The sequence below is a fragment of the Mangrovimonas sp. ST2L15 genome (genome assembly GCF_001280515.1).
Taxonomy (GTDB): Bacteria; Bacteroidota; Bacteroidia; order Flavobacteriales; family Flavobacteriaceae; genus Mangrovimonas; species Mangrovimonas futianensis.
On sequence record NZ_LBIQ01000035.1, the window covers coordinates 1 to 24,218 of the forward strand.

Genomic DNA, 24,218 nt, shown 5'->3' on the forward strand with positions numbered 1-24,218 from the left:
GGGACAACGACACTTGGCAGATTTACAATATTAACACCCAAGTTAACGCTAAAATTTATATATTTGACCGCTATGGAAAGCTGCTCAAGCAATTGAGCCCCACTGGCGAGGGATGGGACGGTACCTACAACGGGGAGCTGATGCCATCGAGCGACTACTGGTTCACGGTCGAGTACACCGAACCGGGAGAAAGCAACGGGGAAACAAAGATCCTAAAGGAACATTTTACCCTCAAGCGTTAATAAAGGAAACTCTTAAACTAACTTCATTATAAACCTAAAAAGCTCCTGAGAAATCAGGGGCTTTTTTATTTTAGTTTTGGTTGAATGATTTTATTGAATGGCTTCCTTTTATAATATGGAATTGGCATCGACATTGATTTTAATTAATCAGCTGGAATCTAACGAGAATTGGGTTTTGGGATTTATAGTTTCTTAGTTGCAGTTCCCTTAAGCTCCAGAATAAGTCTAACATTAAAATTGGGACTGTCTAATATGATGAAAAGATGAATCAGTGAGACTAAGTCATTATAAAAAAAGAAAACCAGAAAATATATTCTCTGGTTTTCTTTTTTTGACTTGATCCAATTGTGGAAAGTTGTTATAGATTGAAACCAACGGTAAAAGTAATGTTGGATTGCTTGTTATCAATAAAAGCTCTATTTGAAAAGCCTGGATTGCTATATAAGCGGTAATTGGAATCTCGTTGTGCCTGATCAAAGGTTAAATCCATATTGAAATTACCAAAGGAATATCCAAGACCAACAGAGTAACCATTCAAATCACTTTGATAGAAGCTATCCTTGTATGGGCTTTCTTCAAATCGATAACCACCTCTTATACTCAATTGATTTAATCTTAATTCACCTCCAATCTTATAAGTTGATGCGGTAGTAAGAAGATTGTTTATAATACTATTTTGCTCTGAAAAATGGGGGTCTGAAGATGGTTTAAATTTAGTGCTGCTGTAATCTCTTAAAGAATAGTCAAAACTAATGAGACCATATTTTCCGAAAACATAAGCTAAACTTCCAGTAAATTTCCCAGGTGATTTTAGATTGTATGCTGGGTACACATTTATAATATCACCGATGTATCCTATTTCAGGATCAGCATAATTTGAATCTATATTTTGGCTGCTTTCTTCTTCAATACGATACCAAGTAGGAGAGTAATAGGTTAATCCAACTCTTAAACTTTGGGTGACTTTTACAATAGATCCTAATTGAAACGAAAAACCAGAACCGTAGGTAGATAGAATATTTTCAAAATATACATTATTGACTAACGCGTCTGGGTGAGAATTCGATTCATAATATTGAGTGATTTTATCATAGTTAATGAAATGGGAATTCAGGTTTATACCAAAATAAATCCTATCAGTAAATTGTGAAGAGAAATTAAGAGAGAATTTCCCATTATATCCTGTAGAATTATAAATGTAACTTTGATTAAAAGAATCCGCCGGAGCTATATTAGACAGATAATTGGTTTCTTCGTCATTGGTCTGGTCATTTAAATTGACAGGATCAATAATTCCGGCCCAATACCCTAAAAAGACTTGTTGGACTGAATAACCGTAATTAGGATTGGCTCCAATATTTGCATAGGCATCTTCAATATATTCTCCAGGTTGCAATTTTAAAACACCGAATGGAATTGCTTGGTTTTGAGTAATAGAAAGGAAGTAGTTATCGATGGAGGAATTACTGGTTCCTCTTGCCAACCAATTGTTGTCGTAATCTTCTACCTTATCATAAGAGGCTCCAAAAGCAAATTTCTTCCATTTAGAATCTGGATTTCTATTATAAAAAACAAAGGCAGCACCGGTTTGATTAAGGTCAAAGTTCGTTTTTTTAGAGTTATTAAATCCGTTGTAATATTGAACATCGTTATTTTTGATGTTAATAGCTGTAGAAATAGAGATATGGCTATCGTTAAAAATAGACGAACCAGCGGGGTTGATACTTACAGCGCTCATGTCACCGCCTAAAGCTCCAAAAGCACCACTTAAAGCTCTAAATCGAGCGGTACCTTGGATATTGTCTTCTGAATATCTCACAGCATCTGTAATGTCTTGGGAAAAACCAAATTGTGTCATTCCCATTAAAAGGGTCAAAAGGGCAATTTTTTTCATAAATATTTTTCTTTTCAGATAAGTAATTAGTTAGGACTAGCGTCGACCACCGCCTCCACTTGATCTAGATCCTCCGCCGCCAGATCTCATTCCGCCACCGCTAGAGCTTCTACTTGGTGTAGAATAACTTCTAGAAGGTGAGGTTGATCTATTGTTATAAGATCTCGTCGTCCTAGTGCTTCTTGTAGAATTATTATTTCTTATATTAGTTTGAGGTCGCACAGTAGTATTTCTGGTAGATCTCATTGTTCTTACCGAATTGTTGGATCTCGTATTTAAATTACTTCTGTTTCTCATCTGGCTGCTAGATCTTCTAGTAACTGCAGAATTTCGAGAGTTAAAACCTCTATCAGCGTAGGCATATCTTGAGTAACCTCTTCTTGTAGAAACTCTATTATAATAGTAGGGGTTGTTATAATAAGGGTAATAATAACCAGAACCATACCATCCAGAGCCCCAGCCCCAGTAGCCGCCCCAATAACCACCCCAGTAGCCAGCTCCCCAGCCCCAGCCATATCCCCAACCCCAGTAAGGGTTGGCATAGCCCCATCCTAAAGACCAATATGGGTTGCCCCACCACCAACTGTCATTGTAAACGTTTACAGAGATATTACTTGATGATTGGCCCCAACCGGCGTATCCTGTATAGCCATCTTCAGCATAGTATTGGTCATCATAATTGCCTTGGTAAGAATCAATATCGGTGAAAACTTCCCCTTGCTGATCTGCTGGCATTTGATAATCCATGGATTTCTCTTTGAATAAATTTTGGTAGTAAGCAGAATTATCAGGTTGAACTGCTAATTCTTCTTGGTATTCAACACTATTTCCTGAACCATAAATACCGTCGTTGTTTTGATTTGCATATTGGGATGACCCGCAAGAAGTCAAAAGAACCATAATTCCTAAAACAGGCATTACCGGTACTTTGATCATATTGTAAATAAATCTCATAACTCTTAATTTTTATTGTTGAACATAACAAAAATAGTTAGTTTTGCCGAACTATTTCCCTTATTTAACAAAAGCACAATATTTGTGCCAAAACACTGTACATGAGTAAAAAACTTACAAGTAGAGCAGAGGATTATTCCAAGTGGTATAACGAGTTGGTTGTCAAGGCTGATTTAGCTGAAAATTCAGCAGTTAGAGGTTGCATGGTTATCAAACCTTATGGATACGCCATTTGGGAGAAAATGCAAGCCGAATTAGACCGAATGTTTAAGGAAACTGGACATAAAAATGCCTATTTCCCCTTATTTGTTCCAAAAAGTTTATTTGAGGCAGAAGAAAAGAATGCAGAAGGATTTGCCAAAGAATGTGCAGTAGTTACACATTATCGCCTTCAAAATGATCCCGACAAACCAGGAAAACTAAGAGTTGATCCAGAAGCAAAATTAGAAGAAGAGCTTGTTGTGAGGCCAACCAGTGAGGCGGTTATTTGGAACACCTATAAAGGTTGGATTCAATCTTATAGAGATTTACCGATTTTAATCAATCAATGGGCCAATGTGGTACGATGGGAGATGCGGACACGCCTATTTTTAAGAACGGCAGAATTTTTATGGCAAGAAGGCCATACGGCCCATGCCACTAGGGAAGAAGCTGTAAGGGAAACGGAGTTGATGAACAATGTGTATGCTAGTTTTGCAGAAAACTTTATGGCTATACCTGTGATTAAAGGTGTGAAAACAGAAAGTGAACGATTTGCTGGTGCTGTGGATACTTATTGTATAGAGGCATTAATGCAAGACGGTAAAGCATTGCAGGCAGGAACATCTCATTTCTTGGGGCAGAATTTTGCAAAGGCATTTGATGTGAAGTTTGCTAATAAGGAAGGAAATTTAGATTATGTTTGGGCTACCTCATGGGGGGTTTCTACACGATTAATGGGTGCGTTAATAATGACCCACAGTGATGACAATGGGTTGGTTTTGCCTCCAAATTTAGCGCCTGATCAAGTGGTTATTGTTCCTATCTACAAATCAATGGAGCAATTGGATGAAATTTCTGAATTAGCTCAAGTCATAATTTCTGAATTAAAGGAAAAGGGAGTTTCTGCCAAGTTGGATGATAGAGATACTTTAAGACCAGGAGCTAAGTTTGCTCAACACGAATTACAAGGAGTTCCAGTTAGAATTGCCATTGGGCCAAAAGATTTGGAAAATCGAACGGTTGAATTGGCGAGAAGGGATACTCTAACCAAAGAAATTGTTCCATTGGATACTTTAACAGGAAAAATAGAAGGCTTGATGGAAGAGATTCAGGTGAGTCTATATAAAAGAGCTCTGGAGTTTAGAGATGATCACATAACCGAGGTAGATTCATTTGAAGCGTTTAAAGAAGTATTAGAGACTAAGGGAGGCTTTATTTCAGCCCATTGGGATGGTACAGCAGAGACCGAGGCTAAAATCAAGGAATTGACCAAAGCTACCATTAGATGTATCCCTGTAGATGCTAAAGAGGAGTCCGGAAACTGTGTGTTAACAGGGAATCCTTCTAGTAAGAGGGTGCTTTTTGCAAAGGCCTATTAAATTTTTTTAAAAAAAATTAGATTAGGTGTTGCAACATTTAAAAATAGTTGTATTTTTGCATCCGCAATGGAAACATTGAACGTTTTTTGAAAAATTTTGCAAGTTTAAATTTTTATTTTATATTTGCACACTCAAAAAAATGGCCCGTTCGTCTATCGGCTAGGACGCCAGGTTTTCATCCTGGTAAGAGGGGTTCGATTCCCCTACGGGCTACAATTTTTTTATAAAAGGAAAGAAGTTAGAAAATGGCAAATCATAAGTCAGCATTAAAGAGAATCAGAAGTAACGAAGCAAAGAGAGTGCTTAACAGATACCAGCACAAAACAACTCGTAATGCTATTAAAAAGTTACGTGAATTAACTGATAAGAAAGAAGCAGAATCTTTATATCCTTCTGTAGCATCTATGGTAGATAAATTAGCTAAGAAGAATATTATTCATTCAAATAAGGCTGCTAACCTTAAGTCTAGTTTGGCTAAGCATGTAGCTGCTCTATAATTATTTGGTTAAAGGTTATATAATAATGAAAGAGCTTCCTTATGGGAAGCTTTTTTATTTTGTACCATTACGAGAATAACGTAATGTGGTTTAAAGATGAAATAAAAAAAGCCTCGGAAATTTTTCCAAGGCTTTTTTTGTTTATCATTAAGTTTTGATTATCCATTCATGGATATTAAAAACTCTTCATTGTTTCTTGTTTGTTTAAATCTATCATTGATGAATTCCATGGCTTCTACGGGGTTCATATCTGCTAGATATTTTCTCATAATCCACATGCGTTGTACTGTAGTCTCATCGAGTAATAAATCATCTCTACGAGTACTGGAAGAGATTAGGTCAATAGCAGGGAATATTCTTCTATTGGCAATTCTTCTATCCAATTGAAGTTCCATGTTACCCGTACCTTTAAATTCTTCGAAGATGACTTCGTCCATTTTGGAACCTGTTTCAGTAAGGGCAGTTGCAATGATGGTTAAAGATCCTCCATTTTCTATATTACGTGCCGCTCCAAAGAAACGCTTTGGTTTGTGCAGTGCGTTGGCATCAACACCCCCACTTAATATTTTTCCTGAGGCAGGTTGAACGGTATTATAGGCTCTGGCCAATCTTGTGATTGAATCTAATAAAATAACCACATCATGTCCGCATTCAACTAATCTTTTTGCTTTTTCCAAAACGATATCGGCAATTTTCACATGCTCATGGGCTTCCTTGTCAAAAGTAGAAGCAATAACTTCACCACGCACATTACGTTGCATGTCGGTTACCTCTTCTGGTCTTTCATCAATCAACAAAATCATTTGGTAAACCTCAGGGTGGTTTGCAGCAATAGCATTAGCCACATCCTTTAATAACATGGTTTTTCCTGTCTTTGGTTGGGAAACAATCATTCCACGTTGTCCTTTTCCAATAGGAGCGAAAAGATCCATGATTCTTGTAGAAATTGTACTTTGTCTTTCAGCTAAATTGAATTTTTCCTTAGGGAAAAGTGGAGTAAGGTGTTCAAAAGAAACACGATCTCTAACCACTTGAGGGTCTAAACCGTTAATCTTATTTACTTTGATTAAAGGGAAATATTTTTCTCCTTCTTTTGGAGGTCTTACGTTTCCTAAAACGGTATCTCCTTTTTTAAGGCCAAACAACCTGATTTGTGATTGGGATACATAGATGTCATCAGGAGATGATAAATAGTTATAGTCAGATGATCTTAAAAATCCATAACCATCCTGCATGATGTCTAGGACACCTTCACTTTCAATAATGGCATCAAATTCAAAATCAGGCTCTCTGTAACGGTTTCTACTGTCTTTGTTGCCGTTAGGTTGGTTTCCTTTATTCTGATTCTGATTTTGGTTTTGATTTTGATTCTTATGATTGGTATTCTTTTGGCGACCTTTATTTTGATCTTTATTAGAGTTCTGGTCTTTATTGGAATTATCGCGAGGTTTTGGTTTTTCTTGAGCTGCCGGTTTGGCCGGCTTCGTTTGATCCTCAGTTTTATTTTGTTGTTGTTGTTGTGCTGGTTTGCTTTCAGGTTTTTTAGTGGCCTGTGGCTTGTTGTCAGTTTGCGGAGCATTATCTGACTTTTGAATTCTTTTTCTAGACCTTTTTTGTGGCTGGGATTCTTCTTTTTTTTCCTCTTTTACTACTTCTTGTACTGCCTTTGGGTTGGATGCTTGATGGTCTAAGATTTGGTAAACAAGATCCAATTTTTTGAGTGAACGAAATTTAGGAACGTTCAATTTTTGTGCTATTTCCTGTAATTCAGGAAGCTTTTTTTCTTTTAATTGTGATATTTCAAACATTAGATTGTTGAATTGAAAATTCGTGATTGAATTTGAATTAGAATGATTTTGAAAAAAATGACTTTTTTAATCGGAAGATTTAATTCAGTACAACTGTGGATGTTGCCCTTTGTATTGCAATTATACAACATTATTTTTACAAATTGGGTTTATTTTCTAAAAATAATCTTCTATTTTTGTGGCCTCGTTTAAGAAAATTAGATGATACAACGCATTCAAACTTTATACCTTCTTTTATCGGCTATCGTTACTGGTGGATTGATTTTTGTTTTCCACTTATGGGTGACCAATGAGGAAGCAATTGTTTTTGCTAAGGATGAATTGTTGTTTTTGGGATTGTTTTTTGGTTCCACCTTGTTATCATTGATTTCGATATTTAATTTTAAAAATAGAAAGTCTCAGTTCGTAATGGGCAGACTTAACATCATATTAAACTTTATTTTACTAGGATTTTTCGTGTATCGATCTCTAAATTTATCTGGAGAAACAGTTGTTTCAGAGAAAGGTATTGGGATTTTTCTTCCTATTGTTTCTATCGTATTACTGGCTTTAGCCAATAAAGCCATTAAAAAGGATGAAGATCTTGTAAAATCAGTAGATAGATTACGGTAAACCTAACATCTTAGTAGTATTAGTGCGTTAAAACCCAGATTTTTGTCTGGGTTTTTTATGTTTATAATTTAGATTTCCTACCTTGGTTCCTAATATAATTTATCCAATTACTTTAATCCTTTCCTTCAATAGTCTATGTCTTTTAAACTACTTAAAAACCTACCCATTGTATTGATCGTTTTGTATTTGATTGTTACCAAACAATTGGATTTATTTAATGAGCAGGTAGATTTTTATATTTTGATTGCTATTAATGTTATTTCCCTGATCGCAATGTTTTTTGTTTTTAGAGATAAAACAGTAAACATTTTAAAAATTAAGAAAATGGGATTAGTGATAGCCTTTGTGTTAAGCTTTTTAATTTACGGTTATTATTCCCTATAAAATTTAAATACCTTAAAATGATAGTAGCCCATACATAAACATTTATTTTGGGCTATTTCTTAAACTCAATCACTTCCAAATTATCAATTTTTTTTCCATCAATGGTAAACCTTAACATGGTTCTTACTTTATGAAATCCATGTTTGCCTACTGCCCCTGGATTCATATGAATGAGGTTTAGTTTTTTATCGGGCATGACTTTTAAAATATGTGAATGTCCGCAGATAAAAATTTTGGGAGGATGGGTGTAAATTTCTGGTTTGACTCGAGGATTGTATTTAGGAGGGTAACCGCCTATATGGGTAATCCACACATCGACTTCTTCACAGAAGAATCTTAAGTTCTCAGGAAACTCCTGTCTAACCTTGTTGTCATCTATATTGCCATGAACTGCTTTGAGAGGTTTCCATTTTTTGATTTCGTCGGTTACAGAGAGAGCTCCAATATCTCCAGCATGCCATACTTCATCCGCCTGTTTGACATATTTTATGATGTCATCATCTATATAGTTGTGTGAATCAGAGAGTAGGAGGATTTTCTTCATTTAATGTTAATCTAAAAAGGAAACTCTTAAAACTGTGTATCTTTGTATCTTCAACTTACAAAATTAATCAATCCTTGAGATATTTTATTGAACTCTCTTATAATGGTAAGGCATATCATGGTTGGCAAAACCAGCCAGATGCCATTTCAGTGCAAGAAGTTTTGGAAGATGCCTTATCAAAATTATTGGGAGAATCCATTGAAATTGTTGGTGCCGGAAGAACCGATGCGGGTGTTCACGCCTTACAAATGTATGCCCATTTTGATTATGAAAGCTCTTTGGATAGCGATGATTTGATTTATAAGTTAAATTCGTTTTTGCCCAAGGATATTGCTATCTACGGAATCACTCAAGTGAGTTCTGAAGCTCATGCAAGATTTGACGCTACAAGTAGGTCTTATGTTTATAGGTTAGCTATTGAGAAAAATCCCTTTAATTTTGACAGTGCCTATTTTTTAAAAACAAAATTGAACTTGGAGGCAATGCAGGAAGCGACAAAAATCCTTTTTGAATATGAGGATTTTCAGTGTTTTTCTAAAAGCAATACCGATGTGAAAACCTATTTGTGTGATATTATGGAGGCGCATTGGACGGTCGTCGATAAGGAATGGCATTTTTATATCAAGGCAGATCGGTTTTTAAGAAATATGGTGAGGGCCATTGTAGGAACACTATTGAATGTTGGTTTAGGGAAAATACCAGTGGCTTCTGTACATGATATTATTAGGTCAAAAGATAGAGGGCAGGCAGGTTATTCTGTACCAGCTCACGGTTTATATTTAAAGGAAATTTGTTACCCACAAGATATTTTTAATGAGTAGTACCAAAGTTTACGATATCAATCTTTTAAAAAGATTATTTACATACATCAAGCCATATAAAAGGGTTTTTTATGGTGTGTTGGTAGCCGTTGTTTTATTAGCTGGATTTACCGCTGCTAGACCTAAAATTCTTCAGCTGGCTATTGACAACAACATTGCAACTAGAACTTTGGAAGGCTTCATGCCCTATATATTAATTATGGGAGCTATGTTGATTGGTGAAGTCTTGTGTCAGTACTTATTTATTTTTTACTCGGGCTTTTTAGGGCAAAATGTGGTTAGGGATATTCGGGTTAAGCTTTTCAATCACATGATCCGCTTCCGAATGAAATACTTTGATAATTCATCGGTAGGGGTTTTGATTACAAGAGCCGTAACGGATATGGAACGTATAGCCGATGTGTTTGGTGAAGGTCTTTTTATGATTTTTAGGGATTTCTTAACCATGATAGTCGTGTCTATAGTGATGGTTTTTATGGATTGGGAATTAAGTCTTATCGTATTTCTGATGCTGCCGTTGGTGTTGTATGCTACTCGTGTCTTTCAAAAGTATATGAAATTGGCATTTGAAGAGGTGAGAACCGAGGTTTCCAATCTTAATTCGTTTGTTCAGGAACGTTTAACGGGGATGAAAATCCTTCAACTTTTTACAAGAGAAGATACAGAATATAGAAAATTCAAAGAAATCAATGAACGCCATAAAAAAGCATGGTTAAAAACCGTTTGGTATAATTCGATATTTTTCCCCATTGCAGAATTGTCCTCTTCTATAACTATTGGATTGGTAGTATGGTACGGAGGGAACAATGCTGTTTTGGACCAAAGTACGTCTTTGGGAGATTTAACGGCCTTTATTATGATGATTCCCATGTTGTTTAGACCATTAAGACAAATTGCCGATAATTTCAACACCCTACAAATGGGAATGGTAGCCGCTAACAGAGTCTTTAAGGTTTTGGATACCACCTCGCAGATTGATGATTCTGGAACCACGGAAATTGATGCCTTGAAAGGTGATCTCAATTTTGATAAGGTTAGATTTAGCTATGTAGCAGATGAAGAAGTTTTAAAAGGTATTTCCTTTGATGTAAAGGCAGGAGAAACTGTGGCCATAGTAGGGGCGACTGGAGCTGGTAAATCGACTATCATTAATCTGTTGAATCGCTTTTATGATATTACTGACGGAACCATTTTAGTGGATAACACAAATATTAAAGACATTACACTAGCTTCTTTAAGGACTCAAATAGCAGTTGTGCTGCAAGATGTGTTTTTATTTGCTGACACCATTTTCAGTAATATTACTTTAAATCATCCGGAAATTACACTAGAGGATGTGCAACAAGCAGCTAAGGATATAGGGATTCATGACTTTATCATGAGTTTGCCAAATGGTTATTTTTACAACGTAAAAGAGCGCGGAGTTATGTTGTCATCTGGACAGAGGCAGCTCATTTCTTTTTTAAGGGCTTATGTAACCAATCCGAGTATTTTGGTGCTGGATGAAGCAACTTCATCGGTGGATTCCTATTCAGAAAAATTAATTCAAACGGCTACAGAGAAAATCACCCAAGGAAGAACATCTATCATTATTGCCCATAGATTGGCTACCGTTAAAAAGGCTGACAAAATTATTGTTATGGATTCTGGTCAAATTGTGGAGCAGGGGACACACAAAGAACTTCTTAAAAAAGAAAACGGATACTACAAGAATCTTTATGAAGTTCAATTTTTGCAAAAGGAAACTGCTTAAAGAGTGTCAGGAACACCATTGATTAAAATGTAAACGGCAGCTACAGCAAGAGAAGCCAGAACAAATAAAATGAAGAAGGTTATGCTGAAAATTATGGTTTTAAGAATAATTCCAGCCAAACTTAAGCTGTGAAGCCGCTTCAAGCAATATGCCGAATAGAGAATGAGAAGGGGCATAAGAGAGAAGCCGACAATAGTGAACGGTAAATCTAAAGCTAGAAGTATTATGGTATAGAAAAAGGAGAATATAGAATATTGAGATTGGATATACATGAAGATCACCAAGTGCTCTGTATAATTAAATTTCTTAATATTTATAAAAATCAATTTTGAGAAAAGTGCATAAAGGGGAATGTAAAACATCATAATGATGGTATGATATTCACTTGTCCAATTTTGAATGTCATTTTGCATATCAATAGTAAACTGATTACCATCTTTATTCATCTTAGAAAAATCCATGGCATCTGGGAAGAATTTGTTGATTACAAAAAGTTGCAAACCGGCCATGGTAACAGCAACCGCAAAGTAACTAATCGCATCTGCATATTTTTTTCTTGTTCCATTAATGTAGCTTTCAATAACCTCTTCGGGCTTGGTAAACAAGGTGATGAAGGTTTGAAGAAATCTATTGTCTATATTGAAATATTGTTCACCAATGTAGTTGAAAATGTTTCCAATGGTCAGCCTATTTCTGATGATTTGAGCACCGCAGTTCCTACAAAAGTTGTCGGTTTCTTCAAGATGGGATTCACAATTTTTACAAGTCATACGCTCCTAGGACAGATCTTTTTTAATCATATCAATCAATTCTTGGGTATCATTGAACATGATAAATTCACCATCCATGAAATAGGAGATTTGTCCAGTTTCTTCGCTTACCACTATGGCCAAGGCGTCAGTTTTTTCAGTAACACCAACTGCCGCTCTATGCCTTAGGCCGAAACGATTTGGTAGACTTTTTTCATTGTTTACTGGAAGAATAACCCTTGTAGCTTTCACGATATTTCCAGAAATTATTGCGGCGCCATCGTGAAGCGGACTGTTTTTAAAAAAGATGCTTTCTAGAATGGCCTGTGTTACTTTAATATTCATGTCGTCTCCCGTTTTACAGAGGAAATCTAAGTTGTTGTTTCGTTCTAAAACAATTAAAGCTCCGGTTTTTGTGGTTGCCATTTTGTTACAAGCAGAGATTATGGAATCCACATCCATATCTAAAACTTGTTCTGTTTTCAAAAAATTGAATTGCTTGAAAAAGTTCCCGCCTTTTCTGAAATTAGTAGATCCAATCATCAATAAAAATTTCCTGATTTCTGGTTGGAAAACCACGATTAACGCAATAATACCCACACTCATGAATCCGCCCAATATTTTACTAAGCATTTTCATTTGAAGCGCATCTGTAATTAAGAAGATAAAATATATGATTACAATACCTATGAAAATATTGATGGCTACAGTGCCTTTAAGAAGCTTGTATATGTAATAGAGTAGGAAGGCGACCAGTATGACATCAATGATGTCGACAACCGTGAATTTTAAAAGCTCATTAAAGATTTCCAAGTGAAAGGCGTTTAGGTAAAAATAAAAATTTCCAATTAGTTTGAAATCATTTCATTAAATAATTTCACAGTCTCTATAGCTTCTTTTACATCATGAACTCTCAATATTTTTGTCCCTTTTAAAAGGCTGATGGTATTAATGCTGGTGGTTCCATTTAATGCTTGATCTGCGGTGGTCTCTAAAGTTTTGTATATCATGGATTTTCTAGATGCTCCCACTAGTAAAGGCTTATCGATGATATTCAATAATTCTAATTTGTTCAGCAATTCAAAATTTTGTTTGGTGCTCTTTGCAAATCCAAACCCTGGGTCTATAATCATATCAACAATACCTTTGGATTTTGCCAATTGGATTCTTTCAGAAAAGTAATAGATCATTTCTTTCAATAAATCGTCATAGGAAGTCATTTGCTGCATCGTTTGGGGTGTTCCCCTCATGTGCATCATGATGTATGGCACTTTTAATTTTCCAACCACCTCTATCATTTGGTCGTCCAGATGACCAGCTGAAATATCATTTACTACGGCTGCCCCTGCTTCAATGCAGTTCTTGGCTACTTTACTTCTAAAGGTGTCAATTGAGATGAGAATTTGAGGGAATTCTTTTATCAATAACTCAACAATGGGAATGCTTTTTTGAAGTTCTTCACTTTCCGAAACAAAATTCGCGTTGGGACGAGAGCTGTAAGCTCCAAGATCGATAAAAGTGGCACCTTGCTCAAGCATTGCTTCAACTTGGCTTAAAATGTCACTTTCAGATTTATATTTCCCACCATCAAAAAAGGAATCAGGAGTGACGTTTAAAATTCCCATCACTTTAGGGATGGAAAGATCAATTAAGTTGCCTTTACAGTTTATGGTCATAATAATTAGAGTCTAAATAACATTGCAATGGTTGAATGATGCAACAAAAATATGGAATCGCAAAGAGGTATCAACTTTAGGCTTGGATTACTTGAAACTTTAAACAATTTAAGCGAAATTTACACAAAATTCATTTCAATTTATGCAGGATACCTCAAAACAATACGACGATGTTATTAAAACATGTCGGGACCTCTTTGTGAATAAAATGAAAGACTACGGAAGCGCCTGGAGGATTTTAAGATTACCTTCCCTTACTGATCAAATTTTTATTAAAGCCCAAAGAATTCGCGGCTTGCAAGAAAATGATGTAAGGAAAGTAAACGAGGGCGAAGTCAGTGAGTTTATTGGAATCATTAATTACAGCGTGATGGCTTTGATTCAATTGGACAAAGGTGTGGTTGAGCAACCCGATTTATCCGTGGAAGAAGCTACCAAACTATATGATGAAAAAGTAGAAGTGACCAAGAACTTAATGATGGACAAAAATCATGATTATGGTGAGGCCTGGAGGGATATGCGTGTAAGTTCTTTAACCGATTTGATTCTGCAAAAATTATTGAGGGTCAAGCAAATTGAAGATAATCAAGGAAAGACCTTAGTGAGTGAAGGAATTGATGCCAATTATCAAGACATGATCAACTATGCCGTTTTTGCCTTAATCCATTTAAATTAAATTATGAAGATATTAGTTACTGTTTTCCGAATCTTAGTTGGTGTATTATTCATTATTTCAGGGTTAATTAAACTGAATGACCCCTTAGGTTTCTCCTACAAGTTACAAGAGTATTTTAGTGAACAAGTTTTAAACCTTCCGGCGTTAGAGCCTTATGCTTTGTTAATTTCGGTGTTCGTGGTTGTTTTTGAAGTTGTTTTGGGTGTTTTTCTTCTTATTGGATATAAACCCAAATTCACAGTTTGGAGCTTACTGGGGATGATAGTGTTTTTCACGTTTCTTACTTTTTATTCGGCCTATTTCAATAAGGTAAAGGATTGTGGATGTTTTGGTGATGCTTTAAAATTGACTCCTTGGGAAAGTTTTTGGAAGGATGTGGCTTTACTGGTCATGATACTATTTTTGTTTATTGGGGTAAAATATATCAAACCCATATTTAGCACCTTTGTGGTTACTGTTGTTGCGCTGGTTGGATTTTTAGGTAGTTTATGGTTTGGATATCACGTTTTAATGCATTTGCCTTCAAAAGATTTTAGACCATATAAAGTGGGTGCTAATATCAACGAAAATATGATAGTCCCTGAAGGGGCTCCAAAAGCGGTCAATGATTACCATTGGAAATTCAAAGTAAATGGAGAGGAAAAAATCATTACAACCAGAGGGGAGTATCCAACGGTTAACGGTGAGTTTATTGGTGTGGATACCGAGGAAGTCACTCCAGGATACGAACCGCCTATTCATGATTTTTCAATTGAAAGGGATGGAGAAGACTATACAGAGGATATGTTGAATGAGGACAAGCTGGTTATGATTGTGACTTACAACTTGAAAAATGCAGAGGCTGAAGGTTTGAGCAAATTAAGTTCTTTGGAAAAGGAAGCAAAAGCTAAAGGTTATAAAGTGATAGGGATGACAGCTAGTGGTCCAGAAACCCAAAATAGGGTAAAAAAAGACTACAGTTTAGATTTTGATTTCTATTTCTGCGATGAAACTGCTTTAAAAACTATTGTAAGGGCTAGTCCGGGAATTTTGGTTCTAAATAATGGAACCATTACCCAAAAAGTTCATTGGAATGATGTAGAAGATTTGAAGTTGTAATTGATCAAGTATTTTTTAAATAAAGCTTTTTATGCCTTCCTCACTATGTTTGGTGTAGTGACGGTCATCTTTTTTCTTTTTAATGTGCTACCAGGGGATCCAGCGCAAATGATGTTGGGTCAAAATGAAGATAGTGAGCAGTTGGCCATGGTTAAGGCCAAATATGGTTTTGATAAGCCCTTATTGACTCAGTACTTTTATTACTTGAATGATTTAAGTCCCATTTCTTTTCATTCAAAAAATGAAGGCGATTATACCTATTTACAAAAAGGGAAATATACGGCTTCTCAACTTTTTTCAATTGGGAGTTCTACTATTGTTGTTAAATTTCCCTACCTAAGAGAGTCATTTACAAAACAAGGAAAAAAAGTTAGTTCCGTATTGGCGGAAACACTTCCCAATACTTTTGTTTTAGCGGTTTCAGCGATTACGATGGCTATGTTCCTTGGGGTTGTTTTGGGAATTGTTTCGGCTCTATTTAAGGATAAATTGCTGGATAAGGTCATTCAAATAGGTTCCACTTTTGGGATGAGTATACCTTCTTTTTTTAGTGCTATTCTTTTTGCTTGGTTTTTTGGATTTGTGTTGCATAAATATACCCATTTGGAAATGACAGGTAGCTTATTTGAGTTGGATGATTTTGGGGAATCCATACACATTCGTTGGAAAAACTTATTGCTTCCAGCCGTAGTTTTGGGTATTCGGCCTTTGGCGGTGGTAATTCAATTAATGCGAAATTCGTTGTTGGAAGTATTCAATCAAGATTATATCAGAACGGCAAGAGCCAAGGGATTAAGTGAATTTCAAATAGTGAAGAGACATGCAATCAAAAATGCTTTGAATCCTGTGGTGACAGCTATTTCAGGATGGTTTGCATCCATGCTGGCAGGAGCTGTTTTTGTTGAATATATTTTTGGTTGGAATGGTCTTGGAAAAGAAATCGTCAACGCTTTGAACACGCTAGATTTACCGGTTATAATGGGTTCCGTGTTAATTATTGCGCTTTTGTTTATTATTATCAATATTTTTGTAGATATCATCTATGTTTACCTAGATCCTAAAGTCAAATTAGAATAACATGATTAAAAAAATAGCCCTTTTATTTGTAGCTGCCCTAATGTATATAACAACTCAGGCGCAGGAAAATCCAACAGTTTTTTCTGAAAAAGCCCTTAATGATACTTTCATTACTTTGGATGGTGATTCTGTTAGCTTTCAATCCATTCTTGAGAAACATCAGGGAAAAATGCTCTTCATTGAAGTTTGGGCTTCTTGGTGCAGTGATTGTATTAAAGGCATGCCTAAAGTAAAAGAACTGCAAAAGGAAAATGAGGCAATAGACTTTGTGTTCTTGTCCTTGGATAAGTCCATCGAGAGTTGGGAAAAGGGTATCGACAAATATGAAGTTAAAGGGGAGCACTATTTTATGCAATCTGGTTGGAAAGGAGATTTTGGTACTTTCTTGAAACTGGATTGGATTCCAAGATATATGGTTGTTGATGAAAAAGGCAACATCAAAATTTACAAAGCCATTAAGGCTGATGATACCAATTTAAAATCTGTATTAAAATGAGAAAAAAAATTGTTGCAGGTAACTGGAAAATGAACAATGATTTGGCACATACCGAGTCTTTGATTTCGGACCTTAAAAAACAAAAAAACACCTCCATTGCTGAGGTAATGATTGCACCAACTTTTACGAATCTTTGGATGGCTTTTGAATCATTGCGTCAAAGTGATATTGAGGTAATCGCGCAAAACATGCACTTTGCAGAAAGTGGAGCATACACGGGAGAAATAAGCGCGCAAATGCTAAAGAGTATTGGGGTAACCACGGTTATTTTAGGTCATAGTGAAAGAAGAGCATATTTTAATGAGACGAATGAATTGTTGGCCAAGAAAGTAGATGCTGCTTTGGATAACGATATGAGTGTGATTTATTGTTTTGGTGAAGAATTAAGTGATAGAAAATCGGGGAAAGAAGAAGATGTAGTAAAAAGCCAGATTTCAGAAGCCTTATTCCATTTACCAAAAGAGGTTTTTAAGAGTATTGTTTTAGCTTATGAGCCGGTCTGGGCTATTGGTACAGGAGAAACTGCTTCTCCAGAACAAGCTCAAGATATGCATGCTTTTATCAGAAAGACCTTGGCTGATAAGTATGGAGAAGATGTCGCAGATTCGGTTTCCATTTTATACGGAGGTAGTGTTAAACCTGATAATGCGAAAGAGATTTTTTCAAAACCGGATGTTGATGGAGGTCTTATAGGAGGAGCCTCCTTAAAAGCAGACGATTTCTTTGCGATTGTAAACGCATTTTAAATAGATCAAAAGGGGTGAAATTTTCACCCCTTTTTTATTCAACCTTTCTTGTAGCCATTGGAAATTTCTATAGGGTCTCTTCAAGATTTATGTTTCAATTCTGATGGCAACCTTTCTAAACTAGATTTTTTGCAGGAAGGTATAATGGGAAAATGCAAAAAGAAATATAAAATTCTATTTGGCACTAAAACGATTAGTACTTTTGCCAAAAAATTAACCTCCCATGATTTATATTGGCTACTATTTTAAGGTTCAACCTTTGGAACCTGCTGTTGAGATTTTAATCGCAGAATTAGGCTATGTAGGATTTGATAGCTTTGTTGAAACCGAAGAAGGTGTGTCTGCTTATATTCTTAAAGACGAATGGAGGGAAAACATATTGGACGATATACAGATTTTAAAATCTGATGAGTTTGAAATTTCCTATCATTTTGAGGATATAGAACAGGTGAATTGGAATGAGGAATGGGAGCGGAATTTTTCTCCAATTATTGTTGATGACCTTTGTGCTATTAGAGCGCCTTTTCACGAGAAATTTGATACCAAGTATGACATTGTTATTGAGCCCAAAATGAGTTTTGGTACAGGGCATCATGAAACAACCCATATGATGATTCAATACGTATTGAAAAATGAGTTTGAAGGGAAATCGGTCCTGGACATGGGGTGCGGTACAGGTGTTTTGGCCATCTTGGCAGAAATGAGAGGCGCAACACATTTGGACGCCATAGATATTGATAATTGGTGCTATATCAATAGTTTGGAGAATGTTGAGCGTAATAATTGCAGCCATATTAATGTTTATGAAGGAGATGCCAATATGCTTGCTAATAGAAGCTATGATGTCATCATTGCCAATATCAACAGGAATATCCTTCTTAATGACATAAAGACATATGTGGCTTCGTTGAATGAGAATGGCACACTTTTGTTGAGTGGTTTTTACCGAGAGGACATCCCATCCATTGAGGCTGAGTGCAATAAGCATATGTTAAAACTCGTTGAAACTCTGGAAAAGAACCATTGGGTTGCCCTAAAATTTATAAATTAGTAGAAATTAATAGCTTATGAGTATCAAGGAAAAAGTTTCAGTCGATGTACTCCTTGAAGAAGAAGTACAAAACCAAAATGAGATTGTCTTGTACAATGATGATGTAAATACCTTTGATCATGTAATTAACACCTTAATTTATGCTTGTGACCACACTCCTGAACAGGCAGAACAGTGTTCCATTATAGTTCACTATAAAGGAAAGTGTACGGTAAAAACAGGTGATTTTGATGATTTAAGACCGCGTTGCAGTATGTTATTGGATGCTGGTTTGAGTGCAGAAATTGTATAAACTTTTATTTTTTTTTAAATCCCTTTCGGATAATAAATAATTGATTTATATTTGCACCCACTTTAAAAAGGCCTCGTGGCGCAACTGAATAGCGCATCTGATTACGGCTCAGAAGGTTGCAGGTTTGAATCCTGCCGAGGTCACAACATAAAACCCTGTCAATTTTGATAGGGTTTTTTATTTCCCGGCAGACTTATATGTAACCAATGTTACTTTTAAACCTTTTTGAAAGGTTTAGTTTTACTTCAAATTTTTAAAAATGTTGAAAGGAACAAAACTGTACAGCATATTTACTATGACATGTCCAAGATGTCAAGAGGGAGCCTTTTTTGAAGGGTCTATTTTTGATGTTTCCAATATTGGAAAAGTGAGAGACCATTGCCCTAAATGCCAAATGAAATATCATATGGAGCCAAGTTTTTATCAGGGCTCATACTATGTTTCTTATAGTTTGGGAGTGGCATTGTTTGTAGCCATATGGGTTTTAAAACTATTGTTTTTCCCAGATAAAGGTCCTGGGTTTCTTTTTGTGACTTTCTTGGTATCTTTGGTTATCTTAGCTCCAATATTATATAGATTGTCCAAAATTATTTGGGCCAATCTTTTTTTTAAGTTTAAAAAGGAAGATCAAAAAACTTCACATTAATTATGATACAGGAACTCACCGAAGGATACGGTCATATATTTGAAAAAGCTTTAATCAACGATATCATTCAGGTTGGAACCTTTAAGGAAATTCCCGCAGGTCATAAAATGATGGAAATAGGTGAGTTTGTAAAGTCTATGCCTCTATTGATATCTGGGGCTATTAAGGTTTTAAGAGAAGATCAAGATGGTGATGAACTACTTTTATATTATTTAGAAAAGGGAGATACCTGTTCTATGACTATGGCTTGCTGTATGGGGCAGCATAGAAGTCAGATTAGAGCGATTGCCGAAGTCGATTCAAAATTGATTATGGTGCCTATAGCCAAAATGGAAGAGTGGACTTCCAAATATAAAAGTTGGAGGAACTTTATCTTTGAAAGTTATCATAATCGCATCAACGAGCTGTTATCAACAATAGATAGTATAGCCTTTTACCAAATGGACGAACGCCTTATTCAATATCTAAAGGAAAAGGCTCGTGTAAATAAGGAAAATATTATTAAAAATACCCATCAAGAAATTGCCTATGATTTGCATACATCAAGGGTGGTCATATCTAGGTTGCTGAAAAAGCTAGAGCAAATGGGAAAGATAGAGCTGCATAGAAATTATCTTGAAATAATTGATTTGTAGTTTTATGTAACACTTGTTACTGCGAGCCTGAGTGTCTCCCCATAAATTTGCCTTAAAACGAAATCAAAATCATGACACTACTAGAAATTTTTGGCTATATCAGCGCTTTAATTATTGGGATTTCTTTAGGCCTTATAGGTGGAGGAGGATCCATCTTAGCGGTCCCTGTTTTAGCTTATTTGTTTTTAATTAATGAAAAAGCAGCTACAGCGTATTCCCTTTTTATTGTGGGAGCAAGTGCTTTAGTAGGAGGGATAAAACAACATTTCAAGGGATATGTAGATTGGAGGACTGCTTTTGTTTTTGGAGCGCCAGCCATCATTGGAGTGTCTGTTGTAAGACATTATGTAGTTCCAGCACTACCAGAAGTTTTGTTTGAAATAGGTTCTTTCGAGTTTACAAGAAGGATGGGAATGTTTGGGCTTTTTGCTGCATTAATGATTCCGGCGGCGTTTTCTATGTTAAAAAACAAGAAAGTCAAAAAAGAATTAAAGGCTGTTGAAAAACAAGAAGTCAAATATAATTATCCACTAATTCTTTTGGAAGGATTAATTGTAGGAGGAATCACAGGAATGATTGGTGCTGGTGGTGGATTTTTAATTATTCCAGCCTTAGTGATCTTAGCCAATGTTGAAATGAAAGTGGCGGTAGGGACATCTCTTATTATCATTGCTTTAAAATCACTAATGGGCTTTTTCTTGGGAGATGCATTAACTATGAATATTGACTGGACCTTTCTTTTGGTCTTTACATCAATCTCTTTTGTAGGAATTTTTATCGGAAGCTATTTAAGTAATTTTATAGATGGTAAAAAACTAAAAAAAGGATTTGGATATTTCATTTTCGTAATGGCTTTTTTCATATTTTATATGGAATTCTTTGTGAAAAATTAAATGTAACCAAAGTTACTGAAAAGAAGGAGTTTACCTTTTAATTTTGAATTATATCAAATTAATTTAAATCTAATTACAATGAAAGTAGAACAAATTTATACAGGATGTTTAGCGCATGCCGCCTATTATATTGAAAATAATGGGGAAGCAGCGGTATTTGATCCGTTAAGGGAAGTAGGTCCCTATATTGACAGAGCTAAAGAAGATGGAGCTAAAATCAAATATGTTTTTGAAACTCACTTCCATGCCGATTTTGTAAGTGGTCACCTTGACCTGAGAGCAAAAACTGGAGCTGATATTGTTTTTGGACCTAACGCCAAACCAGGTTATGAAGCTATTGTAGCTGAAGATGGTCAAATATTTAAGGTTGGAAATTATCAAGTAAAAGTAATTCATACCCCTGGGCATACTATGGAAAGTACGACTTACCTTTTAATCGATGATAAAGGAAAGGAACACGGTATTATTACGGGTGACACTTTATTTATTGGAGATGTAGGACGACCTGATTTGGCCCAACATGTGGTGGCAGATTTGACAGAAGAGAAGTTGGCGGCTCATTTATTTGACTCCTTGCGTAATAAAATTATGCCTTTAAGTGATGACCTAATTGTTTATCCTAACCATGGAGCTGGTTCAGCTTGTGGGAAAAAAATGAGTACTGAGACAACAGATACTTTAGGAAATCAAAAGAAAACCAATTATGCTTTAAGAGCAGATATGACCAAAGAGGAATTCATTAAGGAATTGCTTACTGGGCTTACTACACCTCCTGGTTATTTTCCTCAGAACGTTTTAATGAACATCAAGGGGTATGAAAGTTTGGATACCATTATGGATCGCGCTACCAAAGCTTTAACGCCAGAGGAATTTGAAGTCATAGCCAATGAAACTGGGGCCTTGTTGTTAGATACTAGAGAGAATGAAGACTTTGCAAAAGGGTTCGTTCCAAATAGTATCAATATTGGTTTGGAAAGTAATTTTGCTATGTGGGTAGGAGAAATGATCCCCGATGTGAAACAGGAAATATTATTTATCACTTATCCAGGGAAGGAAGAAGAAACGATCACAAGATTATCTAGAGTGGGGTATGACCATTCTATAGGTTATTTAAAAGGTGGATTTGAAAGCTGGAAAGAAAGCGGAAAGGAAGTTGATTCCGTATCCCGAATTTCTCCTAAAGAGTTAGAAAAAAGATATGAAGACAAACCACTTATTATTGATGTCAGAAAAAAGAGTGAGTTTGATTCTGAACATATTATCGATGCGGTAAATGTACCTTTAAATGAAATCAATAAACACTTGTCCGAATTTCCGAAGGACAAACCATTTGTTTTACATTGCGCAGGAGGTTACAGAAGTATGATTGCAGCCTCTATTTTAAAACAAAGAGGATGGGAAAATTTTGTAGATGTTGAAGGAGGTCTTGATGAAATCTCTGCCAACACCCAAATTCCGAAAACAGATTACGTCTGTCCCACAACGTTATTATAAAGTACTCGTCAAAGTACCTACTCATTTTCTTAGAAAGCAGCATTGATTATGTCAATGCTGCTTTTTTTTGTGGGTATCACGGGAATGTAACCAATGTTACTGTAAGACAATAGGTTTGAAATTATTTTTGAAAATAAAATAGAACGAATGACTATAGAACAAATTTATACCGGATGTTTAGCTCAAGGAGCTTATTATATTGAAAGCAATGGTGAGGTCGCTATTATTGATCCGCTTAGAGAGGTTCAGCCATATATAAAAAAAGCTAATTGCAGAAATGCTAAAATCAAATATATCTTTGAAACGCATTTTCATGCTGATTTTGTTAGCGGACACGTTACCCTTTCCAAGAAAACAGGAGCCCCAATTATATATGGTCCAAATGCGAACCCTAGTTTTGATGCTATTATAGCAAAAGATGGGCAAGAATTTTCTTTGGGGGCTGTTACCATTAAAGTTTTGCATACTCCAGGTCATACAATGGAAAGTACGACCTATTTGTTGCGAGATGAACATGGTAAGGATCATGCTATTTTTAGTGGAGACACCTTGTTTCTGGGAGATGTAGGAAGACCTGATTTAGCTCAAAAGGCGGCAGATATGACCCAAGAACAATTAGCAGAAACCCTTTTTGATTCCTTAAGGGATAAAATTATGCCTTTATCAGATGACGTAGTGGTTTATCCGGCACATGGTGCTGGTTCAGCCTGTGGTAAAAACATGATGAAGGAAACTGTAGATACCTTAGGTCACCAAAAGGAAATGAATTATGCTTTGAGAGCAGATATGACCAAAGAGGAGTTTGTAAGAGAAGTAACAGATGGTCTTTTGCCTCCACCTGAATATTTTCCTTTGAATGTCAAATTGAATAAAGAAGGTTATGAGGATATAGATAAGGTTTTGGCTCAAGGTACTAGAGCTTTAACACCTAATGAGTTTGAATTGGCAGCTAATGAAACAGGAGCTATTGTGTTGGATGTTAGATCAGAAGAAGAATTTTCAAAAGGTCATATCCCAAGGTCCATATTTATTGGTTTAGATGGCAATTTTGCACCTTGGGTAGGAGCATTGATAGCAGATATTGCTCAACCCTTGTTGTTGGTAGTTGAAGAGGATCGTGTCGAAGAGGCAGTTACTAGATTGTCAAGAGTAGGATTTGACCAAACTTTAGGTTATTTAAAAGGTGGGTTTGAATCCTGGAAAACAGAATCAAAAGATTATGATTCGGTTTGCTCCATTTCTTCAGAAACCTTTAAGGAAATTTTGGAAACTGAAGCACCCATTGAAGTTTTTGATGTTAGAAAGGAGAGCGAGTATTTTTCAGAGCACTTGTTGGATGTAGAAAATACACCTTTAGATTATCTTAATGATTATTTATCAAAGTTCCCTAAGGATGATACATTTTATCTGCATTGTGCTGGAGGCTATAGAAGTATGATTACAGCTTCAATTTTAAAAAGTAGAGGATATCATAATTTAATTGATATAAATGGAGGGATTGATGGTCTTAAAGAAGCGGGAGTTCCTGTTACAGATTATGTATGTCCATCCACTTTAAACCAATAAACCCAAACTCAATTCATTAAACAAAAATTAGTAA

Annotated in this window: 26 protein-coding genes and 2 tRNA genes; 21 read left to right on the forward strand and 7 right to left on the reverse strand. The window is 35.8% G+C overall.

Annotation, left to right across the window (positions count from 1 at the left end):
• On the forward strand, positions 1-242 hold a 242-nt coding region (locus ZA07_RS13020), incomplete at its 5' end, for a T9SS type B sorting domain-containing protein (RefSeq protein ID WP_053969865.1).
• 358 nt (positions 243-600) lie between these two features.
• Here the strand turns inward: ZA07_RS13020 and ZA07_RS13025 are convergent.
• Both ZA07_RS13025 and ZA07_RS13030 read right to left on the reverse strand, forming a co-directional pair.
• The gene (locus tag ZA07_RS13025) at positions 601-2,136 is read right to left on the reverse strand and encodes an OmpP1/FadL family transporter (protein ID WP_053972211.1); all 1,536 of its coding nucleotides are present in this window, start codon (positions 2,134-2,136) and stop codon (positions 601-603) included.
• A 36-nt stretch (positions 2,137-2,172) separates the two neighbouring features.
• On the reverse strand, positions 2,173-3,090 hold the full coding sequence (locus ZA07_RS13030) for a hypothetical protein (protein WP_053972212.1): 918 nt from the start codon (positions 3,088-3,090) through the stop codon (positions 2,173-2,175).
• A gap of 101 nt (positions 3,091-3,191) precedes the next feature.
• Here ZA07_RS13030 and proS point away from each other — a divergent pair, with 101 nt between their 5' ends.
• The 3 genes from proS (at position 3,192) to rpsT (ending at position 5,167) form a co-directional block, all read left to right on the forward strand.
• On the forward strand, positions 3,192-4,670 hold the full coding sequence (gene proS, locus ZA07_RS13035) for a proline--tRNA ligase (RefSeq protein ID WP_053972213.1): 1,479 nt from the start codon (positions 3,192-3,194) through the stop codon (positions 4,668-4,670).
• Between the two features lie 141 nt (positions 4,671-4,811).
• Positions 4,812-4,883 (forward strand) — tRNA-Glu (locus ZA07_RS13040).
• 32 nt (positions 4,884-4,915) lie between these two features.
• Positions 4,916-5,167, forward strand: a complete 252-nt coding sequence (rpsT, locus tag ZA07_RS13045) for a 30S ribosomal protein S20 (protein ID WP_053972214.1) — start codon at positions 4,916-4,918, stop codon at positions 5,165-5,167.
• 158 nt (positions 5,168-5,325) lie between these two features.
• Here the strand turns inward: rpsT and rho are convergent, their stop codons facing one another.
• Positions 5,326-6,975, reverse strand: a complete 1,650-nt coding sequence (gene rho, locus ZA07_RS13050; RefSeq protein ID WP_053972215.1) for a transcription termination factor Rho — start codon at positions 6,973-6,975, stop codon at positions 5,326-5,328.
• Between the two features lie 201 nt (positions 6,976-7,176).
• On the opposite strand from rho, the gene ZA07_RS13055 reads away from it, so the two are divergent.
• Positions 7,177-7,587 carry a DUF4293 domain-containing protein gene (locus ZA07_RS13055; protein WP_053972216.1) on the forward strand — a complete coding sequence of 137 codons (411 nt, stop codon included), beginning with the start codon at positions 7,177-7,179 and terminating at the stop codon, positions 7,585-7,587.
• A 135-nt stretch (positions 7,588-7,722) separates the two neighbouring features.
• Positions 7,723-7,971: a hypothetical protein gene (locus ZA07_RS13060; protein WP_053972217.1), complete on the forward strand. Its 249-nt coding sequence runs from the start codon at positions 7,723-7,725 to the stop codon at positions 7,969-7,971.
• A 52-nt stretch (positions 7,972-8,023) separates the two neighbouring features.
• On the opposite strand, the gene ZA07_RS13065 is transcribed toward ZA07_RS13060, so the two are convergent.
• Positions 8,024-8,515, reverse strand: a complete 492-nt coding sequence (locus ZA07_RS13065) for a metallophosphoesterase (protein ID WP_053972218.1) — start codon at positions 8,513-8,515, stop codon at positions 8,024-8,026.
• Positions 8,516-8,589: 74 nt separating this feature from the next.
• Between ZA07_RS13065 and truA the strand changes: the two genes are divergently transcribed.
• Both truA and ZA07_RS13075 read left to right on the forward strand, forming a co-directional pair.
• A complete protein-coding gene (truA, locus tag ZA07_RS13070) occupies positions 8,590-9,336 on the forward strand; it encodes a tRNA pseudouridine(38-40) synthase TruA (RefSeq protein ID WP_053972219.1) in 747 nt (248 codons plus the stop codon).
• Positions 9,329-11,089 (forward strand): ABC transporter ATP-binding protein, encoded by a 1,761-nt coding sequence (locus ZA07_RS13075; RefSeq protein ID WP_053972220.1) that lies wholly within the window; start codon positions 9,329-9,331, stop codon positions 11,087-11,089. The genes truA and ZA07_RS13075 overlap by 8 nt, the downstream gene beginning before the upstream one ends.
• Here the strand turns inward: ZA07_RS13075 and ZA07_RS13080 are convergent.
• Genes ZA07_RS13080 through folP form a run of 3 tightly spaced genes read right to left on the reverse strand, consistent with a single transcriptional unit; the run spans position 11,086 to position 13,514 of the window.
• Positions 11,086-11,859 (reverse strand): DUF3667 domain-containing protein, encoded by a 774-nt coding sequence (locus ZA07_RS13080; RefSeq protein ID WP_053972221.1) that lies wholly within the window; start codon positions 11,857-11,859, stop codon positions 11,086-11,088. The genes ZA07_RS13075 and ZA07_RS13080 overlap by 4 nt on opposite strands.
• 6 nt (positions 11,860-11,865) lie before the next feature.
• Positions 11,866-12,651: a diadenylate cyclase CdaA gene (cdaA, locus tag ZA07_RS13085; protein WP_053972222.1), complete on the reverse strand. Its 786-nt coding sequence runs from the start codon at positions 12,649-12,651 to the stop codon at positions 11,866-11,868.
• A 35-nt stretch (positions 12,652-12,686) separates the two neighbouring features.
• Positions 12,687-13,514, reverse strand: a complete 828-nt coding sequence (gene folP / locus ZA07_RS13090) for a dihydropteroate synthase (protein WP_053972223.1) — start codon at positions 13,512-13,514, stop codon at positions 12,687-12,689.
• Between the two features lie 142 nt (positions 13,515-13,656).
• On the opposite strand from folP, the gene ZA07_RS13095 reads away from it, so the two are divergent.
• The 13 genes from ZA07_RS13095 to ZA07_RS13160 all read left to right on the forward strand — a co-directional run bounded on the left by ZA07_RS13095 (position 13,657) and on the right by ZA07_RS13160 (position 24,184).
• Entirely contained in the window at positions 13,657-14,190 is a 534-nt protein-coding gene (locus ZA07_RS13095; protein ID WP_053972224.1) for a DUF1599 domain-containing protein, read from the forward strand.
• 3 nt (positions 14,191-14,193) lie between these two features.
• Positions 14,194-15,288 (forward strand): BT_3928 family protein, encoded by a 1,095-nt coding sequence (locus tag ZA07_RS13100; RefSeq protein ID WP_053972225.1) that lies wholly within the window; start codon positions 14,194-14,196, stop codon positions 15,286-15,288.
• On the forward strand, positions 15,289-16,365 hold the full coding sequence (locus tag ZA07_RS13105) for an ABC transporter permease (RefSeq protein ID WP_053972226.1): 1,077 nt from the start codon (positions 15,289-15,291) through the stop codon (positions 16,363-16,365).
• Position 16,366: 1 nt separating this feature from the next.
• Positions 16,367-16,861 carry a TlpA disulfide reductase family protein gene (locus ZA07_RS13110; protein ID WP_053972227.1) on the forward strand — a complete coding sequence of 165 codons (495 nt, stop codon included), beginning with the start codon at positions 16,367-16,369 and terminating at the stop codon, positions 16,859-16,861.
• Positions 16,858-17,607, forward strand: a complete 750-nt coding sequence (gene tpiA / locus ZA07_RS13115; protein WP_053972228.1) for a triose-phosphate isomerase — start codon at positions 16,858-16,860, stop codon at positions 17,605-17,607. The genes ZA07_RS13110 and tpiA overlap by 4 nt, the downstream gene beginning before the upstream one ends.
• A 223-nt stretch (positions 17,608-17,830) precedes the next feature.
• Entirely contained in the window at positions 17,831-18,658 is an 828-nt protein-coding gene (gene prmA / locus ZA07_RS13125) for a 50S ribosomal protein L11 methyltransferase (protein ID WP_053972230.1), read from the forward strand.
• Between the two features lie 16 nt (positions 18,659-18,674).
• Positions 18,675-18,950 carry an ATP-dependent Clp protease adaptor ClpS gene (locus ZA07_RS13130; protein WP_053972231.1) on the forward strand — a complete coding sequence of 92 codons (276 nt, stop codon included), beginning with the start codon at positions 18,675-18,677 and terminating at the stop codon, positions 18,948-18,950.
• 69 nt (positions 18,951-19,019) lie between these two features.
• Positions 19,020-19,093, forward strand: a tRNA-Arg gene (locus ZA07_RS13135).
• Positions 19,094-19,209: 116 nt separating this feature from the next.
• On the forward strand, positions 19,210-19,596 hold the full coding sequence (locus ZA07_RS13140; RefSeq protein WP_053972232.1) for a DUF983 domain-containing protein: 387 nt from the start codon (positions 19,210-19,212) through the stop codon (positions 19,594-19,596).
• A 2-nt stretch (positions 19,597-19,598) separates the two neighbouring features.
• A complete protein-coding gene (locus tag ZA07_RS13145; RefSeq protein ID WP_053972233.1) occupies positions 19,599-20,231 on the forward strand; it encodes a Crp/Fnr family transcriptional regulator in 633 nt (210 codons plus the stop codon).
• Positions 20,232-20,302: 71 nt separating this feature from the next.
• Complete coding sequence (locus tag ZA07_RS13150; protein ID WP_053972234.1) at positions 20,303-21,124, forward strand: sulfite exporter TauE/SafE family protein; 822 nt, start codon at positions 20,303-20,305, stop codon at positions 21,122-21,124.
• A 78-nt stretch (positions 21,125-21,202) separates the two neighbouring features.
• Positions 21,203-22,618: a rhodanese-like domain-containing protein gene (locus ZA07_RS13155; protein ID WP_053972235.1), complete on the forward strand. Its 1,416-nt coding sequence runs from the start codon at positions 21,203-21,205 to the stop codon at positions 22,616-22,618.
• Positions 22,619-22,765: 147 nt separating this feature from the next.
• Entirely contained in the window at positions 22,766-24,184 is a 1,419-nt protein-coding gene (locus ZA07_RS13160; protein ID WP_053972236.1) for a rhodanese-like domain-containing protein, read from the forward strand.
• The last annotated feature ends 34 nt before the right edge of the window (positions 24,185-24,218 follow it).

Excerpts from the sequence above, each read along its gene's own strand:
- ZA07_RS13055 (WP_053972216.1), top strand. The coding sequence starts at position 7,177 with ATGATACAACGCATTCAAACTTTATACCTTCTTTTATCGGCTATCGTT.
- ZA07_RS13150 (WP_053972234.1), top strand. The coding sequence starts at position 20,303 with ATGACACTACTAGAAATTTTTGGCTATATCAGCGCTTTAATTATTGGG.
- ZA07_RS13160 (WP_053972236.1), top strand. The coding sequence starts at position 22,766 with ATGACTATAGAACAAATTTATACCGGATGTTTAGCTCAAGGAGCTTAT.
- prmA (WP_053972230.1), top strand. The coding sequence starts at position 17,831 with ATGATTTATATTGGCTACTATTTTAAGGTTCAACCTTTGGAACCTGCT.
- ZA07_RS13060 (WP_053972217.1), top strand. The coding sequence starts at position 7,723 with ATGTCTTTTAAACTACTTAAAAACCTACCCATTGTATTGATCGTTTTG.
- ZA07_RS13100 (WP_053972225.1), top strand. The coding sequence starts at position 14,194 with ATGAAGATATTAGTTACTGTTTTCCGAATCTTAGTTGGTGTATTATTC.
- ZA07_RS13140 (WP_053972232.1), top strand. The coding sequence starts at position 19,210 with ATGTTGAAAGGAACAAAACTGTACAGCATATTTACTATGACATGTCCA.
- ZA07_RS13145 (WP_053972233.1), top strand. The coding sequence starts at position 19,599 with ATGATACAGGAACTCACCGAAGGATACGGTCATATATTTGAAAAAGCT.
- ZA07_RS13130 (WP_053972231.1), top strand. The coding sequence starts at position 18,675 with ATGAGTATCAAGGAAAAAGTTTCAGTCGATGTACTCCTTGAAGAAGAA.
- tpiA (WP_053972228.1), top strand. The coding sequence starts at position 16,858 with ATGAGAAAAAAAATTGTTGCAGGTAACTGGAAAATGAACAATGATTTG.
- ZA07_RS13110 (WP_053972227.1), top strand. The coding sequence starts at position 16,367 with ATGATTAAAAAAATAGCCCTTTTATTTGTAGCTGCCCTAATGTATATA.
- ZA07_RS13095 (WP_053972224.1), top strand. The coding sequence starts at position 13,657 with ATGCAGGATACCTCAAAACAATACGACGATGTTATTAAAACATGTCGG.
- ZA07_RS13025 (WP_053972211.1), bottom strand. The coding sequence starts at position 2,136 with ATGAAAAAAATTGCCCTTTTGACCCTTTTAATGGGAATGACACAATTT.
- ZA07_RS13080 (WP_053972221.1), bottom strand. The coding sequence starts at position 11,859 with ATGACTTGTAAAAATTGTGAATCCCATCTTGAAGAAACCGACAACTTT.
- proS (WP_053972213.1), top strand. The coding sequence starts at position 3,192 with ATGAGTAAAAAACTTACAAGTAGAGCAGAGGATTATTCCAAGTGGTAT.
- ZA07_RS13155 (WP_053972235.1), top strand. The coding sequence starts at position 21,203 with ATGAAAGTAGAACAAATTTATACAGGATGTTTAGCGCATGCCGCCTAT.
- ZA07_RS13075 (WP_053972220.1), top strand. The coding sequence starts at position 9,329 with ATGAGTAGTACCAAAGTTTACGATATCAATCTTTTAAAAAGATTATTT.
- ZA07_RS13030 (WP_053972212.1), bottom strand. The coding sequence starts at position 3,090 with ATGAGATTTATTTACAATATGATCAAAGTACCGGTAATGCCTGTTTTA.
- ZA07_RS13065 (WP_053972218.1), bottom strand. The coding sequence starts at position 8,515 with ATGAAGAAAATCCTCCTACTCTCTGATTCACACAACTATATAGATGAT.
- folP (WP_053972223.1), bottom strand. The coding sequence starts at position 13,514 with ATGACCATAAACTGTAAAGGCAACTTAATTGATCTTTCCATCCCTAAA.
- rho (WP_053972215.1), bottom strand. The coding sequence starts at position 6,975 with ATGTTTGAAATATCACAATTAAAAGAAAAAAAGCTTCCTGAATTACAG.
- rpsT (WP_053972214.1), top strand. The coding sequence starts at position 4,916 with ATGGCAAATCATAAGTCAGCATTAAAGAGAATCAGAAGTAACGAAGCA.